At 73.9% G+C, this 15,255-nt stretch carries 9 protein-coding genes; 1 reads left to right on the top strand and 8 read right to left on the bottom strand.

What is annotated here, in order from left to right; translation table 11 throughout:
• Positions 1–52: 52 nt before the first annotated feature.
• The 3 genes from AC1VWI_RS19495 to AC1VWI_RS19485 form a co-directional block, all read right to left on the bottom strand.
• Positions 53–3,424, bottom strand: a complete 3,372-nt coding sequence (locus AC1VWI_RS19495; protein WP_499512291.1) for a S41 family peptidase — start codon at positions 3,422–3,424, stop codon at positions 53–55.
• 50 nt (positions 3,425–3,474) lie between these two features.
• Positions 3,475–4,674: a serine hydrolase domain-containing protein gene (locus AC1VWI_RS19490; protein WP_499512290.1), complete on the bottom strand. Its 1,200-nt coding sequence runs from the start codon at positions 4,672–4,674 to the stop codon at positions 3,475–3,477.
• A gap of 101 nt (positions 4,675–4,775) precedes the next feature.
• The gene (locus AC1VWI_RS19485; protein WP_499512289.1) at positions 4,776–6,431 is read right to left on the bottom strand and encodes an FAD-binding dehydrogenase; all 1,656 of its coding nucleotides are present in this window, start codon (positions 6,429–6,431) and stop codon (positions 4,776–4,778) included.
• 109 nt (positions 6,432–6,540) lie between these two features.
• On the opposite strand from AC1VWI_RS19485, the gene AC1VWI_RS19480 reads away from it, so the two are divergent.
• Entirely contained in the window at positions 6,541–7,320 is a 780-nt protein-coding gene (locus AC1VWI_RS19480; protein WP_499512288.1) for an SDR family NAD(P)-dependent oxidoreductase, read from the top strand.
• Positions 7,321–7,808: 488 nt separating this feature from the next.
• Here AC1VWI_RS19480 and AC1VWI_RS19475 read toward each other — a convergent pair whose 3' ends face one another.
• From AC1VWI_RS19475 to AC1VWI_RS19455, 5 genes are all read right to left on the bottom strand, one after another.
• Positions 7,809–8,651 (bottom strand): EamA family transporter, encoded by an 843-nt coding sequence (locus tag AC1VWI_RS19475; RefSeq protein WP_499512287.1) that lies wholly within the window; start codon positions 8,649–8,651, stop codon positions 7,809–7,811.
• On the bottom strand, positions 8,648–9,133 hold the full coding sequence (locus tag AC1VWI_RS19470) for a YbaK/EbsC family protein (protein ID WP_499512286.1): 486 nt from the start codon (positions 9,131–9,133) through the stop codon (positions 8,648–8,650). The genes AC1VWI_RS19475 and AC1VWI_RS19470 overlap by 4 nt, the downstream gene beginning before the upstream one ends.
• Before the next feature lie 54 nt (positions 9,134–9,187).
• The gene (locus tag AC1VWI_RS19465; RefSeq protein ID WP_499512285.1) at positions 9,188–10,807 is read right to left on the bottom strand and encodes a penicillin-binding transpeptidase domain-containing protein; all 1,620 of its coding nucleotides are present in this window, start codon (positions 10,805–10,807) and stop codon (positions 9,188–9,190) included.
• 167 nt (positions 10,808–10,974) lie between these two features.
• Positions 10,975–13,395: a SpoIIE family protein phosphatase gene (locus AC1VWI_RS19460; RefSeq protein ID WP_499512284.1), complete on the bottom strand. Its 2,421-nt coding sequence runs from the start codon at positions 13,393–13,395 to the stop codon at positions 10,975–10,977.
• Positions 13,396–13,486: 91 nt separating this feature from the next.
• Positions 13,487–15,217, bottom strand: a complete 1,731-nt coding sequence (locus AC1VWI_RS19455) for a dolichyl-phosphate-mannose--protein mannosyltransferase (RefSeq protein WP_499512283.1) — start codon at positions 15,215–15,217, stop codon at positions 13,487–13,489.
• Positions 15,218–15,255: the final 38 nt, after the last annotated feature.

Genomic DNA, 15,255 nt, shown 5'->3' with positions numbered 1-15,255 from the left:
GGCGCGCCCGTTCAGGGCGCGCCCCTTCCGTCGTCCCTGACGGGGGAGGGACTCAAGGACGCGGGGGGAGCGGGGGCCGACGCCGGTCCGGGCGGTCGGACAGATCGGGCGGTGTGGAGGCCGGGTGCTTCTCCAGCAGGTCGAGTGCCGTCTGCACGGCGACCTCCAGGTCGGTGCGGCGACCCTCCGCCCAGTCCAGCGGGGTGCGGATGATCGGGATGTCCGGCTCCACGCCGTAGTTCTCCACCGACCAGCCGTAGGCCTCGAACCAGGCGGCGTTCATCGGCACCGTGATCACCGTGCCGTCGCCCAGCCGGTGCCGGCCGGTCATGCCGACCACGCCGCCCCAGGTGCGGTGGCCCACCACCGGGCCGATGCCCAGCAGCCGGAACGTGGCGGTGATCATGTCGCCGTCGGAGGCCGTCGCCTCGTCCGCCAGCGCCACGATCGGCCCGCGCGGGGCGTTGCCCGCGTAACTCACCGGCTGCGCGTGCCGGGTGTGGTCCCAGCCGAGGATCTTGCGGGTCAGGCTCTCCACCACCAGGTCGCTGATGTTGCCGCCCGCGTTGCCGCGCACGTCGACGATGAGCGCCGGGTGGACGATCTCGATGCGCAGGTCGCGGTTGAACTGCGCCCAGCCCGAGCCCCCCAGGTCGGGGATGTGCAGGTAGCCGCACCTGCCCTCGCTCAACGCCCGGACGACCGCGCGTCGTTTGGCCACCCAGTCCTGGTAGCGCAGCGGCCGTTCGTCCACCAGCGGCACCACCGCGACCCGGCGCGGATGTCCGCCGTCGGGCGGGGTGAAGGTCAGCTCCACCGTGGTGCCGCCCGCGGCCGACAGCAGCGGACCGGGTCCGGCGACCGGGTCGACGGCACGGCCGTCGACGTGGGTGAGCGTCGCGCCCTCCAGGACGCCGGTGCCGGCCAGCGGAGAACGGGCCCTGGAGTCCGAGGACTCGCCGGGCAGGATGCGCGCGAGCACCCACCGGCCGTCCTTGGTGTGGACGAAGTTGATCCCGAGCAGCCCGATCGGCCGCTGGTAGTGCGGCGGCCCCTCGCTGCGGCGGGCGGGCGCCACGTACGCGTGCGAGGTGCCCAGTTCGCCCAGGACCTCGCGCTGCAGGTCGGCGAACTCGTCCGGGGTGGCGACCCGTTCGACCAGCGGACGGTACTGGTCGAGGATGGCCGGCCAGTCGATGCCGCACATGTCCGGCGCCCAGAAGTAGTCGCGGATGATCCGCCCGGCCTCGTCGAACGCCTGCCGCCACTCGGCGGGCGGGTTCGCCTCGTGCAGGATCCGGCGCATGTCGATGTAGACGGTGGAGTCCAGGTCGCCCGGCTCGTACGCCGGGACCACGGTCAGGTCGCCCTCGTCGAAGACCACCAGTTGCGTGCCGTCGCCGCTGACCCGGTACCAGTCCATGTGCCGCACCAGCTCGACCCGCTTGGACTTGGCCAGGCCGAAGTACTCCAGCGTGGGGCGCGCGGAGGGGTCGGTCGGATTGACGAAGGTCTCGCCGAGCGCGCCGGAGATCGGCCAGCGCAACCAGGTCAGCCCGCCCCGCACCGCCTCCAGCGAGCTGTACTTGGAGGCGGGCACCGGGAAGGGCGTCACCCGCATCGGCAGTCCGGCCGCCTCCACCGCCAGCGGCCCCTCGGCGAAGCCGGTCGGGTCCAGCCCGCCCCCCGGCGGGCGGCCCTCCACGGGCAGCGCGAAGGGCGAGGGCGTCGCCGAGTGCAGCGGCACCAGGTGCGGGCGGCAGCCCAGCGGGAAGGACAGGTCGCCGGTGTGCACGTCGTACACCGGGTCGAAGCCGCGCCAGGACAGGAAGGCCAGGTAGCGGCCGTCACGGGTGAAGACCGGCTGCTCGTCCTCGAAACGGCCGTTGGTGACGTCGATGAGGGTGTGCTTGCCGGTCTCCGGGTCCGGGCTGAGCCGGGCGATCCGGATCTTCCGCAGCGAACGGCCGATGACCGGGTGGGACCAGGCGATCCAGTTGGAGTCCGGGGAGAAGGACAGGTCACGGACGGGGCCGTTGGTGGAGCGGACGAGCTCGGCCACGACGCCCGACTCCGCGTCGACCATGAGCAGCCGCCCGTCGTGGGAGGCGACGGCGAGGATCTGGCCGTCGGGCGAGGGCACCAGTTCGTGGACGCGGCCGAGCAGCCCGCACGCCAGCCGCGTGCCGCCACTGCGGCACGGGGGCCGCGGCAGCGTCTGCCCCTCGGCGGACGCCGGGTCCTGCGCCGTTTCGTCCTCCGCCTCCTCCTCCACGGACCGCAACGCCTGTGCGACGGCGTCGTCGGCGTCGGCGATGTCGGCCGCGGCCAGCGCCGCGGGGCGGCCCGGCAGCGCGGCGATCTCGATGGCGTCCTCGCCCTCGGCGTCGGTGACGAAGGCGATCCGCCCGGTGTCGCCCAGCATGACCGGCAGCCGGACCCGCGACCCGGGCACGTCGGAGATGGTGCGCGCGGGCCCGTCGCGGTGGGTGAGCCAGTACAGGCTGCCGCGCACGCACACCGCGCTGGCGCGGCCGGTGCGGTCCACGGCCAGCCCGTCCAGGTACGCCGAGGCCGGGACCTGGTACGGGCGCCGGCCGGCGCGCGGGCCGCCGAGGTCGACCGCGACGCGGTGCGGCACCGACCCCGGGCCGAGGTCGTCGACCAGCCACACCTCACCCGCGCACTGGTAGACCACGCGCGTGCCGTCGGTCGCGGCGCTGCGGGCGTAGAAGTCGGCGTGGTCGGTGTGCCGCCGCAGGTCCGTGCCGTCCGGCAGGCAGGAGTACAGGTTGCCGACGCCCTCGTGGTCGGAGAGGAAGGCGATGCGCCCCGCCACGAACATCGGCGACTCCAGGTGGCCGTCGACCTCCGGCACCAGCCGCCGGCACTGCAGCCACAGCCGCCCCGTCGCCCCGCCCCGGTACCGCTTCCACGAGGCCGGTTCGTGCGGCGCGGTCGCCGTCAGCAGCAGCGTCCGGTGCTCGCCGCCGGCGCTGTCGTCCACGGCGATGTCCGACACCGGGCCCCAGGGCAGACGGCTGCCCGGGCCGCCCTCGTCGGGGATCGCGTAGGCCCACGTGTAGTGCGAGAACGGCTCGCCGTGCGACGAGACCGCCAGGATCCGGCCGTCCGGCGTCCATGAGCGCACGCGCGTGTCGGTGCTGCCCCAGTAGGTCAGCCGGCGGGCCGGGCCGCCCTCGACCGGCGCGACGTACACCTCGGGGTCGAGGGAACGCCAGCTGTTGAAGGCGATCACGGAGCCGTCGGGCGAGAAGCGCGGATGCCCGACCCGGATCCGGTCGGCCGTCACCCGCCACGCGCGCCCCTCGTCCAGGGGCGCGACCCAGATGTCGTCCTCGGCGACGAAACAGAGCCGCTCGCCGTGAACATGCGGAAACCGGAGGTATGCGGCGTCGCTCACTCATCCATCGTTCGCGGCTCCCGGAGCCCGGGCAACTTTTCCGGTCCGCGTCAGCGCAGGCACTCCCGTACCGCGCGGACCAGTGCCTGGGCGCGGGGATCGGCGGTGACGTTCTTCTGCATGCCGTTGGTGACGTATCCGAAGGCCACGGCCTCGCCGGGGTCCGCGAAGCCCAGCGACCCGCCGCGGCCGGGGTGGCCGAAGGAGCCGGGGGACAGGAGCGGGGCGGCCGGGCCGTGCAGCATGAAGCCCAGGCCGAAGCGGGTGTTCACCACCAGCACGCGGTCCGGGCCCTCCGACTCCGGGGTGCGTGCCGAGGTGAGCGTCGCCGGGGCGAAGAGCCGCGCCCCCGGGCCCTCGACCTCCCCGATCAGCGCGGCGTAGAAGCGGGCCAGCGAGCGCGCGGTGGCGATCCCGCCGGAGGCCGGCAGCTGCGCCGCGTGGTACGCGGGGTCGTTCTCGTCCGGCAGCGGGTCGATCGCGCCGAACGCGCGCCGGGTCAGCGACGACGGGTCCTCGTACGCCTCGGTCACGTTCCGCTTGGGTCGCGCCCGCAGCCCGGCCGCGGCCGGCGGCGGCGGGGTCTCCACGGCGGCGATCCGCCCGACGCGGCGCTCCTCGCCCGCGGGCAGCCCGACCCACAGGTCGAGGCCGAGCGGGCGGGCGATCTCCTCCGCCACGTAGCGCCCTATGGACCGGCCGCCGCTCGCCCGCTGCACCAGCTCGCCGATCAGCCAGCTGTAGGTCTGCGCGTGGTAGCCGTGGTCCGTCCCCGGTGCCCAGAACGGGGCCTGGGCCGCGAGCGCCCGCGGTCCGCTGCTGCCGTCCTGCGCCTGGCCCGGGCTCAGCGGGGTGTCCAGCGCCGGCACACCGGCCCGGTGCGCCAGCGCGTCGCGGAACGTGACCCGCTCCTTGCCGGCGGTCTTGAACTCGGGCCAGTACGTGCCGACGGGCGCGTCCAGGTCCAGCTGGCCCCGCTGGTGCAGCAGGAGCAGGCACGCCGCGGCCACGCCCTTCGTCGCCGAGCGCACCACCTGCGCGGTGTCCTGCACCCAGGGCGCGCCCCCGTCCCCGTCCCCGTCGGCGGAGCCCGCCCACAGGTCCACGACCTTGCGGCCGTCCCGGTACAGCGCGACGGCCGCGCCGCGCTCGCCCCGCTCCTCGAAGTTCCGGACGAAGGCCTCCCGGACCGGCTCGAAGCCTTCCGTCACTGCCCCGTGGACGTCCACCACAGCCCGTGCTCCCACCATGCGCCGCCGTTGTTGCTCCTCCCATGGTGCCTCCCGCCCGCGACCGGTCAGGACCGGGGTCGGCACGGCGCGGCAGCGCCAAGGGGTGTCCCGGGAAGCGGTCAGGCGGTCGCCTTCGCCGCCGCGCGGCCCGCAGTACGGCCGGAGAAGATGCAGCCGCCGAGGAAGGTCCCCTCCAGCGAGCGGTAGCCGTGCACCCCGCCGCCGCCGAAGCCGGCCGCCTCACCCGCCGAGTACAGCCCGGGCAGCGGCTCGCCGTCGGCGCGCAGCACCCGCGCGTCCAGGTCGGTCGCCATCCCGCCGAGCGACTTGCGGGTCAGGATGTTCAGCCGTACGGCGATCAGCGGGCCCGCCTTCGGGTCCAGCAGCCGGTGCGGCGCCGCGGTGCGGATCAGCTTGTCGCCGATGTAGTTGCGGGCCCCGCGGATCGCGGTGACCTGCAGGTCCTTGGTGAAGGTGTTGGTGATCTCGCGGTCGCGGGCCTCGATCTCGCGGCGCAGCGCCGTCTCGTCGATCAGGTCGTCCTTGGTGATCGCGTTCATGCCGCGCACCAGCGCCGCCAGGTCGTCCTCGACGACGAAGTCGACGCCGTGCTCCTTGAACGCCTCGACCGGGCCCGGCGCGCCCGGCAGCGCGCGCTTGAGCACGTCGCGCACGCTCTTGCCGGTCAGGTCCGGGTTCTGCTCGGAGCCCGACAGCGCGAACTCCTTCTCGATGATCTTCTGGGTGAGGACGAACCACGTGTACTCGTGCCCGGAGCGCATGATGTGCTCCAGCGTCCCCAGGGTGTCGAAGCCCGGGAAGAGCGGCACCGGCAGGCGCTTGCCGGTCGCGTCCAGCCACAGGGAGGACGGCCCCGGCAGGATGCGGATGCCGTGCCTGGCCCAGATCGGGTTCCAGTTCTCGATGCCCTCGGTGTAGTGCCACATCCGGTCGCCGTTGATCAGGTGTGCCCCGGCCGCCTCGGCGATCCCCAGCATCAGGCCGTCCACGTGTGCCGGAACGCCCGACAGCAGCTTGCGCGGCGGCGTGCCCAGCCGCTCCGGCCAGGCCTTGCGCACCAGGTCGTGGTTGCCGCCGATCCCGCCCGAGGTGACGACCACCGCCTGCGCCCTGAGCTGGAACTCCGCGCGGATCTCCCGCGAACTCGCCTGGCCGCGCTCGGCGTCGCTGTCCACCAGGACCTCGCCCGCCACGCCGTCCACCGCGTCGCCCGTCGTCGTCAGCGCCGTCACGCGGTGCCGGAAGCGCAGCTCCACCAGCCCCTTGGCGACCGCCTCCCGCACCCGGCGGACGAACGGCGCCACGACACCCGGCCCGGTGCCCCAGGTGATGTGGAAGCGGGGCACCGAGTTGCCGTGCCCGGTGGCGAGGTAGCCCCCGCGCTCCGCCCAGCCGACCACCGGGAAGAACCGTATCCCCTGCGCGTGCAGCCAGGACCGCTTCTCGCCGGCGGCGAAGTCCACGTACGCCTCGGCCCACTTGCGCGGCCAGTGGTCCTCGGCACGGTCGAAGCCGGCGGTCCCCATCCAGTCCTGCAGGGCGAGTTCGCGGCTGTCCTTGATCCGCATCCGGCGCTGCTCGGGGGAGTCGACGAGGAACAGCCCGCCGAAGGACCAGAACGCCTGACCGCCGAGGTTGCTCTCCGGCTCCTGGTCGAGCAGGAGGACCTTGCGGCCCGCGTCGGCCAGCTCGGCCGTCGCGACCAGACCGGCCAGCCCCGCTCCGACGACGATGACGTCCGCGTCCAGCGCCATGGTGTGCCTTTCCGCTCCCCTTTGGTGTGCAGGCACGTTACGCTACGCGCGAGTAAGGAGGCGAGAGGGCAGCGCCTCTCAACATCGCTCGCCCGCGGGGGATGACGCCATGCGCAGGTTCGAGGGACACGTCGCCGTCGTCACCGGAGGCGCCCAGGGCATCGGCGCGGCGACCGCCCGGCGCCTGATGTCCGAGGGCGCGGACGTCCTGCTGGCCGACCTGGACGGGGAGCGTGCCGCCGCGACGGCGGAGGCCCTCGGCAAGGAGACCGGCGGCCGGGCCGCGGCGGTGGCGTGCGACGTCGTCGACCAGGCCGCGGTGGACGCCGCCATGGCGTACGCCGCCGAGCGCTTCGGGCGGCTCGACGTGCTCGTCAACAACGCCTACGCCTGCCACGTGGACCCCCCGCGGTTCGAGGACCTCCCCGACGCGGAGTGGTACGAGGACCTGGAGGTCACCCTCACCGGGGCCATGCGCTGCGCCCGCGCGGCGCTGCCGCTGCTGGCGCAGGCGGGCGGGCGCGGGGCGATCGTCAGCATCGGCTCCGTCAACGGGCACATGAACTTCGGCAACCACGCCTACAGCGCCGCCAAGGCGGGCCTCGCGTCGCTGACCCGCACGCTGGCCGTGCACGCCGCCCCGCGCGGCGTCCGGGTCAACCTCGTCGCCCCCGGCACGGTGCGGACGCCCGCGTGGGCGGGGCGCGACGAGGCCCTCGACCGCCTCGCCGGGGTGTACCCCCTCGGGCGGGTCGGCGAGCCCGACGACATCGCGGCGGCCGTCGCGTTCCTCGCCTCCCAGGACGCGTCCTGGATCACGGGCCTCACGCTCCCCGTCGACGGGGGCATCCTCGTCAACGGGTCCGGCTTCCGCGCGGCGTTGGACTGACGCCCGGGGTGCGTTCTGTGGGGCCCGGTGTCTGTGTGCCGCCCGGTGGTTGTGTGCGGCTCAGTTGCGCCTGCGGCGGGCGGTTTCCCCGCCGCCCGCCCTCCCCCAGCCTTCGGCCGGGGGGGACCCCCATCCGGCGCGGTCAGTGCGGGCCTGCGCTCCGTTGGAGTGGGGTCGGGGCCGCGGCGGCGCACTCCCCCAGCCTTCGGCCGGGGGGACCCCCATGGGCGCACCCCGCCACACCCCCTCCCGTCGTATGGGCGCATGACGGCCGGTGGGGGGTATGTAGGGCACTTGCGGCAACCCCGGACCGCTCTCTGAACCCCCAACGGCCGTTGGTCGCGGAACCAACTGAGGGGGCGGGGAAGTTGGGGGCACCCCCGGCCGAAGGCTGGGGGAGGGAGGGAGGGAGGGAGGGCGGGCGGGGGATGCCCGCCGCAGGCGCAACGCACCCGCGCACAACCACCGGGCCACAGACGAACGCGCCGTCACACGTGAAGCATGAGCCCGATCCCGGCCACGACCACAAGCGCCGCGACGATGCGCGGGCGCCCCAGCCGCTCCTTGAAGAAGACCGCCCCGATGACCGCCCCCGCGATGATGGAGGTCTCCCGGAGGGCGGCGATCGGCGCGAGGGCGCCCCGCGTCTGGGCCCACAGGACGAGGCCGTACGCGGACATGGACAGTGCCCCGCCGAGCAGCCCGCGGGCGGCGACCGGGCGCAGCTGCGCGGGGAGCGCGGCGCGGCGCACCGCGAGGGCGCAGCACACGAGCAGGACGCCCTGGATGAGCAGGAGCCAGGCGACGTAGCCCAGGGCGGTGCCGGACGCGCGGACGCCGACCCCGTCGACCACGGTGTACGCCGCGATGGTCAGCCCGGTGCCCACGGCCGCGCCCACCGCCGGCCAGTCCTTGCTGCGGCCGCGCATGCCCCACAGGGCGGCCCCGCCCAGCCCGGCGGAGGCGACGAGGACGCCCGCGGTCTGCAGGGCGTCCGGCACCTCGCCCACGAAGACCGCCGCCAGCAGCGTCACGACCATGGGGGCGACACCGCGCGCGATGGGGTAGACCTGCCCGAAGTCCCCCAGCGTGAAGGACTTCATCAGCAGGTACATGTACGCCATGTGGATCCCCACCGACACGATCAGGTAGGGCCAGGCGTCCCCCGCGGGCAGCGGGGCGAACCCGGCGATCGCCGCGCCGCAGATCGCTCCGCCGCCCCCGACGAGGGTGAACGCGACGAGCTGGTCCTTGATGCCGTGGGCGATGGCGTTCCACGCCGCGTGGGTGACCGCCGCGAGCAGGACGGCCGCCGCTATCAGGGGCGTCACGCGGTGCGTTCGCGGACGTCGGCGAGGGTCGCCCCGGCGTGCCCGACCAGTTCGGCCGGGGCCATGGGGAAGACGGTGTGCGGGGTGCCGGCGGCCGCCCACACGGTGCCGTGCGCCAGCAGCCCCCGGTCGGCGAGGACGGTGGTGCGGGTCCGGTGCCCGAAGGGGGGTACGCCGCCGATGGCGTACCCCGTGGTCTCGCGCACCAGGTCCGCGTCGGCCCGGCGTACCTCGCCCGCGCCGAGTTCGGCGCGGACCCGCTCCACGTCGACCCGGGACGCGCCGTCCATCAGCACCAGCACCGGGACCCCGTCCGCCGCGAAGATCAGGGACTTGACGATCTGGCCGAGCTCGCAGCCGATCGCCGCGGCGGCCTGCGCCGCGGTGCGGGTCGCGTCCGGGAAGGCGCGCACGGGTACCTGGAGCCCCAGCGCGGTGAGTGCCTCCGCGAACCGGGGATGGGCTGCAGCTGATGTCGACATGACCAGCACGCTAGCCCTCGGCGGGGCCAGGGTGCCAAGCCATTTGCGGGCGGGTCACGAGGCGGCCTTCAGCACCGAGGCCACGATCGGCCCGGCGGAGTCGCCGCCGTGCCCGCCCTCCAGGACCATCCCGGCGGCGGCGACGTCACCGCGGTAGGCGAGGAACCACCCGTTGGGCTGTTCCTGGCCGCCGACCTCCGCGGAGCCGGTCTTGGCGCCGACGTCGCCGTAGACCCCGCGCATCGCGCCGGCGGCGGTGCCGCTCGACGCGGTCAGCCGCATCATCGACTTGAGGTTGCTCCGTACGCCGGACGGGAGGGCGCTGCCCGCCTTCGCCAGCGGACCCTCGATCAGGCCGGCGGCCACCAGCCGGGGCTGGCGGAACACCCCGTTCTGCACGGTGGCGGCGACGGAGGCCATGTTGAGCGGGCTCATCTGTATCTGGCCCTGGCCGATCATCTCCTCCGTCATCTCGTCGCCCGGGCCGCCGGGGACGCGGCCGTCCCAGGCCGGGACGCCGACGTTCCAGGTCCGGCCGAAGCCGTAGTAGCGCTGGGCGACCGAGGGGACCGAGGACTCGTCGAGGTGGCCGGCGAGCTTGATGAAGCCGGTGTTGCAGGAGATCGCGAAGTCCCGCTGGAAGGTGGCCGAGGGGTCGGAGGAGCTCTCCACGTTGTGGAACATCTTGCCGTTGTCGAAGTTCGCGGTCGCCGGGCACGGCGCCGGGGTGCCCGGGGACACGCCCTTTTCCAGCAGGGCGGTCGCGGTGACGACCTTGAAGGTGGAGCCGGGGGCGACCTGCGCGTTGAAGGCGTTGTTGTTGTCGCTCGCCGGGTTGTTGGCGAAGGCGAGGATCTCGCCCGTGCCGGTCCTGACCGCGGCGACCGAGGACTGGCTGCTGCGCTTGACCGCCTGCTCGGCGGCCTTCTGCAGCGTCGCGTCCAAGGTGGTGGGGAGCTTCGCGGCCGTGCCCTTGGTGATCACGTGCAGCGTCTGCCCGGGGCCGTCGGCGCCGTTCACCCAGGTCTCGATGCCCGGCTTGCCGCCGGAGAGCTTGGCCCCGTAGCGCTCGCGCAGCTGCGGCAGCACCGAGGCCAGGGACGGGTAGTCGTCGGCGTCCAGCTCCTTGCCGTTGCGGTCGACGACGACCACCGGCGGCGAGGCGGCCTCACCGGTCTCCAGCGACTGACCTTCCGTCAGTTTGGGGTGCAGCACCGCGGGTTCCCAGTCGACCAGGGGGCGATGGGTGGTCTCGCCGCGGAAGACGGTGAGGGCCGAGGAGTACGTCCACGTGGAGGACTTGCCCTGGTAGGAGAGCGAGGCCACGACCTTGAACGGCACCACGGCCCCCTGGGCCGTGCCCGGCGTCAGCCGTACGCGGGCGACGTGCGCCTGCTCCCGGTACGCGGACAGGTCCCCGGAGGCCGCCGCCGCGTGGTTGGTGAGGGCCCCTGCCGCGGTGGTGTCCCCCTTGGCCCACGCGGCCAGGAAGTCCGCGGCGGTCTTCTTCACCTCCGCCGCGGTCGGCGGCCCGGTCTCCACCGGGGCGGCCTCCGTGGCGAAACCGCCGCCCCCGGCCAGCCCGTTGTAGATGTTGTACGCCCCGTACCCCGCGGTCCCCACCAGTCCCGCGGTCAGCGTGGCGACGATCCCCAGCTTCACACCTCGGCGCATGGCACCGACCCTCCCCGTGGTCCCCCTGAACGTGTTCAAAAATGAGGCAATGCAAGCGCACTCTACGGGACGGAGAGGGACCTGAGGCTGTCGACCGGGTCACAGCTTCGGCACGCGCTTCCCATCGATCGGGAAAGTCCGCCGGTCGGGGCCATCGCGCGGCGGGGTCACCGTTCCGGCCCCGGCGGCAGCCGTTCCTCGTCGGTGAGGGCCAGTTCCGCCCAGACGATCTTGCCTCCCGCGGTCCTGCGGACACCCCACCGCGTGCACAGCTCCGCGACGATCAGCATGCCCCGGCCGCCCTCGTCGGTGGGGTCGGGACGGCGCGGCAGCGGCGGGCCCGGACCGGCGTCGAAGACCTCGCAGGCCAGCTTCATGTGCCGGATGAGCCGCATCCGTACGGGTCCCGCCCCGTGCAGGACGGCGTTGGCCAGCAACTCCGCGACGATCTGCTCGGCGGCCGCCCGCAGCCGGTCCAGCCCCCAGACGGACAGCTGCCGGGCCGCCTCGGCCCGCACCCGTCCGACCGCGGCCGGATCGGCGGGCACCTCCACGGTGAACACCCGGTCGGGGCTCAGCCGGCAGGTCTTGGCCAGCAGCAGGGCGACGTCGTCGTCCTGCCCGCGCTTGGGCAGCAGGTCGACCACCGCGGTGCACAGGTCCTCCAGCGACGTGCCCGGCGGCCGGCTGAGCGCGGTCCGCAGGCGCTCCAGACCCTCGTCGATGTCACCGTCCCGGGTCTCCACGAGCCCGTCGGTGTACAGGGCGATCACGCTCCCCGCGGGCACTTCCAGGTCGACCGACGGGAAGGACCGCAGTCCCACGCCCAGTGGCGCGCCGGCGGGGATCTCCGGGAAGGCCGCCGTGCCGTCCGGGGTGATGATCACCGGCGGCGGATGCCCGGCCCGGGCGATGGTCAGGCGCTCGTCGGTGGGGTCGTAGACCGCGTACAGGCAGGTGGCGCCGAGGATGCCGGCGGCGGGCGAGGGCTCGTCGGAGTCCTCGAAACCCAGCCGGACGACGAGGTCGTCCAGCGCGGACAGCAGCCGGTCGGGGGGCAGGTCCAGGCCGGCGAGGGTGCTCACCGCCGTGCGGATCCGCCCCATGGCCGCGGCGGCGTTGAGCCCGTGCCCGACGACGTCCCCGACGACCAGGGCCACCCGGGCACCGGACAGCCGGATCACGTCGAACCAGTCGCCGCCCACGCCGTCCTGCGTGTCCGCCGGGAGGTAGCGCCAGATCGTCTCCAGGGAGAACCCGGCGCTCGGGTTGCGGGGGAGCAGGCTGCGCTGCAGCGTCAGGGCCATGGTGTGCTCGCGCGTGTAGCGGCGGGCGTTGTCCAGGCTGAGGGCGGCCCGGCTGACCAGCTCCTCCGCGAGCGTCCTGTCGTTCTCGTCGAACGGCGTGGGGTTCTCGCTGCGGACGAGCACGGCGACACCGAGGATCTCGTCCCGCGCGACAACCGGGAGGATCAGCAGGCTGTGCATCCCGAGGTCGAGGACCCGCTCCAGTCGCCGCGGGTCCTCCTCCAGCCACGTGCCGGGCTCGGTGTCCAGCTCCGTCTCCATGTACGTCCGGCCGGAGCTCAGCACCTCGATGAACGGCGAGTGCGGGGGGACGAAGACGGGGCTGCCGCGTGCGTAGAGCGACTCCCGGAAGTCGTGGTGGACCGAGGCGATCCCCGCCCGGTGGAAGACGGGGACGTTGCCGTCCTCCAGCGGGCCGAGCCGGGTGAGCGGGGCGTCACCGAGCCGCACCGATTCCGCGAGGTCGATCGTCGCGTAGTCGGCGAGCAGCGGCACCAGCAGGTCGGCGAGGTCCTGCGCGGTCTGCAGGACGTCCAGGTTGGTCCCGATGCTGGTCGCCGCGCGGCCGAGCACGGTCATGCGGTCCCTGGCCCGCCGGCTCTCGGTGACGTCCACGTTGACCGAGCAGACGCCGGCCCGGCCGTGGCGGACGTCCTCGATGCGGAAGACGGAGAGTGCGTAGGCGCGGTGCCGCAGCCGGTCCAGCTGGCTCAGCTCCCGGTCGATCACCGGGACGCCGCTCTCCAGGACCTCGCGCAGCAGGGCCTCGACCTGCTCGGTGTTCGAGTAGAGCGGTGACTCGTCCAGGTGCCGGCCCAGGCGCTCCTCCCGGGAGAGGCCGAACGCCTCGGCCAGGGCGTCGTTCAGCCACGCGGTGCGCAGGTCGCTGTCCCAGATCGCCATCGGGAAGGGGCACAGCTCCGCGGCCGACTCCAGCACGGACGCAGGCACCCCGGCCGTCGCGACCAGCCAGTCCGTCGTGCCCGAGGCCCCCGGCAACCCGGTCACCCGCAGGTCCACGTCCAGCAGCCCGCCGTCGCGGTGCCGCAGCGCGACCGGACCGGCCCACTCCCACGTGAACCCCCGCGGCCCGCCCGCCGGGCCGTCCAGCAGCATCGAGGCCGGCCTGCCCAGGACGTCCGCCGCCGCGTACCCCAGCAGCCTCCGCGCGACCTCGGTCCAGCGGACGAGGACCCCCTCCGCGTCGACCACCGCCAGAGCCGCGCCGACGCTGTCGAGCGCCGACGCCTGACCGGGCACGTTGCGATCGGGGGCGGACATACGTGACATTCCCTCGGGGTTCACGCTAGGTCCGTGGTCGTCCCCCTGCAAACGGTCACCGAGCAGGTCAGCGGCCCCGCGGCCGGGCGGGTCAGATCCAGGTGTCCAGCCACATCCGGTCGCGCCAGGCGTCCATGGGGATCGTCTGCCCGGTGTAGAGCGGGAAGAAGTAGATGAAGTTCCAGACGATCAGCAGCACCAGCGTGCCCGCGCCGACCGCGCCCCACATGCGGCGGCGTTCGCTCGCGCCGGGGGGTCCGAGGAGCGCGCCGAGCATCATCGCGAGCGCGAGGCAGAGGAAGGGCACGAAGACGACCGCGTAGAAGAGGAAGATCGTCCGGTCCTGGTAGAGGAACCACGGCAGGTACCCGGCCGCGATGCCGCAGGCGATCGCACCGGCGCGCCAGTCGCGGCGGAAGATCCAGCGGTACAGGACGTACAGCAGGGCGAAGCACCCGGCCCACCACAGCAGCGGGGTGCCGATCGCGAGCACCTCGCGGGCGCAGCCGCCGGCCGCGGTGCAGTTGTCCTCGCCGAGCTTGGGGGACTCGTAGAAGTACGACACCGGGCGGCCCAGGACCAGCCAGCTCCACGGGTTGGACTGGTAGGTGTGCGGGGAGTGCAGGTTGACGTGGAAGTCGTACACCTGCGACTCGTAGTGCCACAGGCTGCGCAGCGCCGCCCAGGACCGGGAGGGGAAGCCGCCGTCGCTCTTGGCCCAGTCACGGTCGTAGCCCTTGTCGGTGGTGAACCAGCCGAGCCAGGACAGCAGGTAGGTGACGACGGCGACGCCGACCACGGACAGGCCCGCCCACAGCCCGTCCAGCCAGAACGCCGTCAGCCGGGGGTGGCGGGCACCCGCCAGGCGGCGGGCGCCGGCGTCCCACAGCACGGTGAGGACGCCGAACAGCGCCAGCACGTACAGGCCGTTCCACTTGGTGCCGATGGCCAGGCCCAGGCAGATCCCGGCCGCGATCCGCCACGGGCGGACGCCCAGCCACGTGAAGGAGGCGACGCGGTCGTCAGGGCGTCCCTCGGGCAGGGCGGCGGCGAGCCGGGCCCGTGCGCGGTCCCGGTCGATCAGCAGGCAGCCGAAGGCGGCCAGCACGAAGAACATGACGACGAGGTCGAGCAGGGCGACGCGGCTCATGACGAAGTGCAGGCCGTCGACCGCCATCAGGCCGCCCGCGAGGCAGCCCAGCGCGGTCGAGCGGAACAGCCGGCGGCCGATCCGGCAGAGCATCAGCACCGACAGCGTCCCGAGCACCGCCATCGCGAAGCGCCAGCCGAAGGGGTTCAGCCCGAAGATCCACTCACCGGAGGCGATCACCCACTTGCCGACCGGCGGGTGCACCACGTACGAGGGGGCGTCGGAGAGCGGGATGGAGGGCGGGGTGGCGAGGATCAGGTCGTTGGCCTTGTCCGGCCAGCTGCCCTCGTAGCCGTACTGCAGGAGCGACCAGGCGTCCTTCGCGTAGTACGTCTCGTCGAATATCACCGCGTGCGGGCTGCCCAGGTTCCAGAACCGCAGCAGGCCCGCGAAGAACGCCACGAGCAGCGGCCCGCCCCAGCCCGTCCAGCGGGCCAGCCGGCGCGCCGTCGCCGGGCCCACGCCGAGCGCCGCCCACGCCCGTGTCCCCGGCTCGGGGAACGGCGGGACCAGGCGCTCGCGCACGTCGGGGCGCGGGCGGTCCACGTAGCCGAAGCGGCGCAGCTGCCGCTGCCAGGGGCTCTGCTCCTCCGCGGCCTTGGGGGCGTCCTCGACCCGGTGCGCATGCGTCGCGGTGTCACTCGTCACCGGGCCATCGTAGGGAAGCCGCATGTGTATGTGCTGAGGACCGGGCCAACCGGGGGTACGCC

The sequence above is a fragment of the Streptomyces sp. TOM-9 genome, from assembly GCF_056858595.1.
The sequence above is the reverse complement of the archived record's forward strand: the minus strand, read 5'-3'. Positions and strand labels throughout refer to the sequence as shown.

Bases quoted from the DNA above. Each gene is read 5' to 3' on its own strand.
- AC1VWI_RS19460 (WP_499512284.1), bottom strand. From the start codon at position 13,395: ATGTCCGCCCCCGATCGCAACGTGCCCGGTCAGGCGTCGGCGCTCGAC.
- AC1VWI_RS19470 (WP_499512286.1), bottom strand. From the start codon at position 9,133: ATGTCGACATCAGCTGCAGCCCATCCCCGGTTCGCGGAGGCACTCACC.
- AC1VWI_RS19485 (WP_499512289.1), bottom strand. From the start codon at position 6,431: ATGGCGCTGGACGCGGACGTCATCGTCGTCGGAGCGGGGCTGGCCGGT.
- AC1VWI_RS19455 (WP_499512283.1), bottom strand. From the start codon at position 15,217: ATGCGGCTTCCCTACGATGGCCCGGTGACGAGTGACACCGCGACGCAT.
- AC1VWI_RS19465 (WP_499512285.1), bottom strand. From the start codon at position 10,807: ATGCGCCGAGGTGTGAAGCTGGGGATCGTCGCCACGCTGACCGCGGGA.
- AC1VWI_RS19480 (WP_499512288.1), top strand. From the start codon at position 6,541: ATGCGCAGGTTCGAGGGACACGTCGCCGTCGTCACCGGAGGCGCCCAG.
- AC1VWI_RS19490 (WP_499512290.1), bottom strand. From the start codon at position 4,674: ATGGTGGGAGCACGGGCTGTGGTGGACGTCCACGGGGCAGTGACGGAA.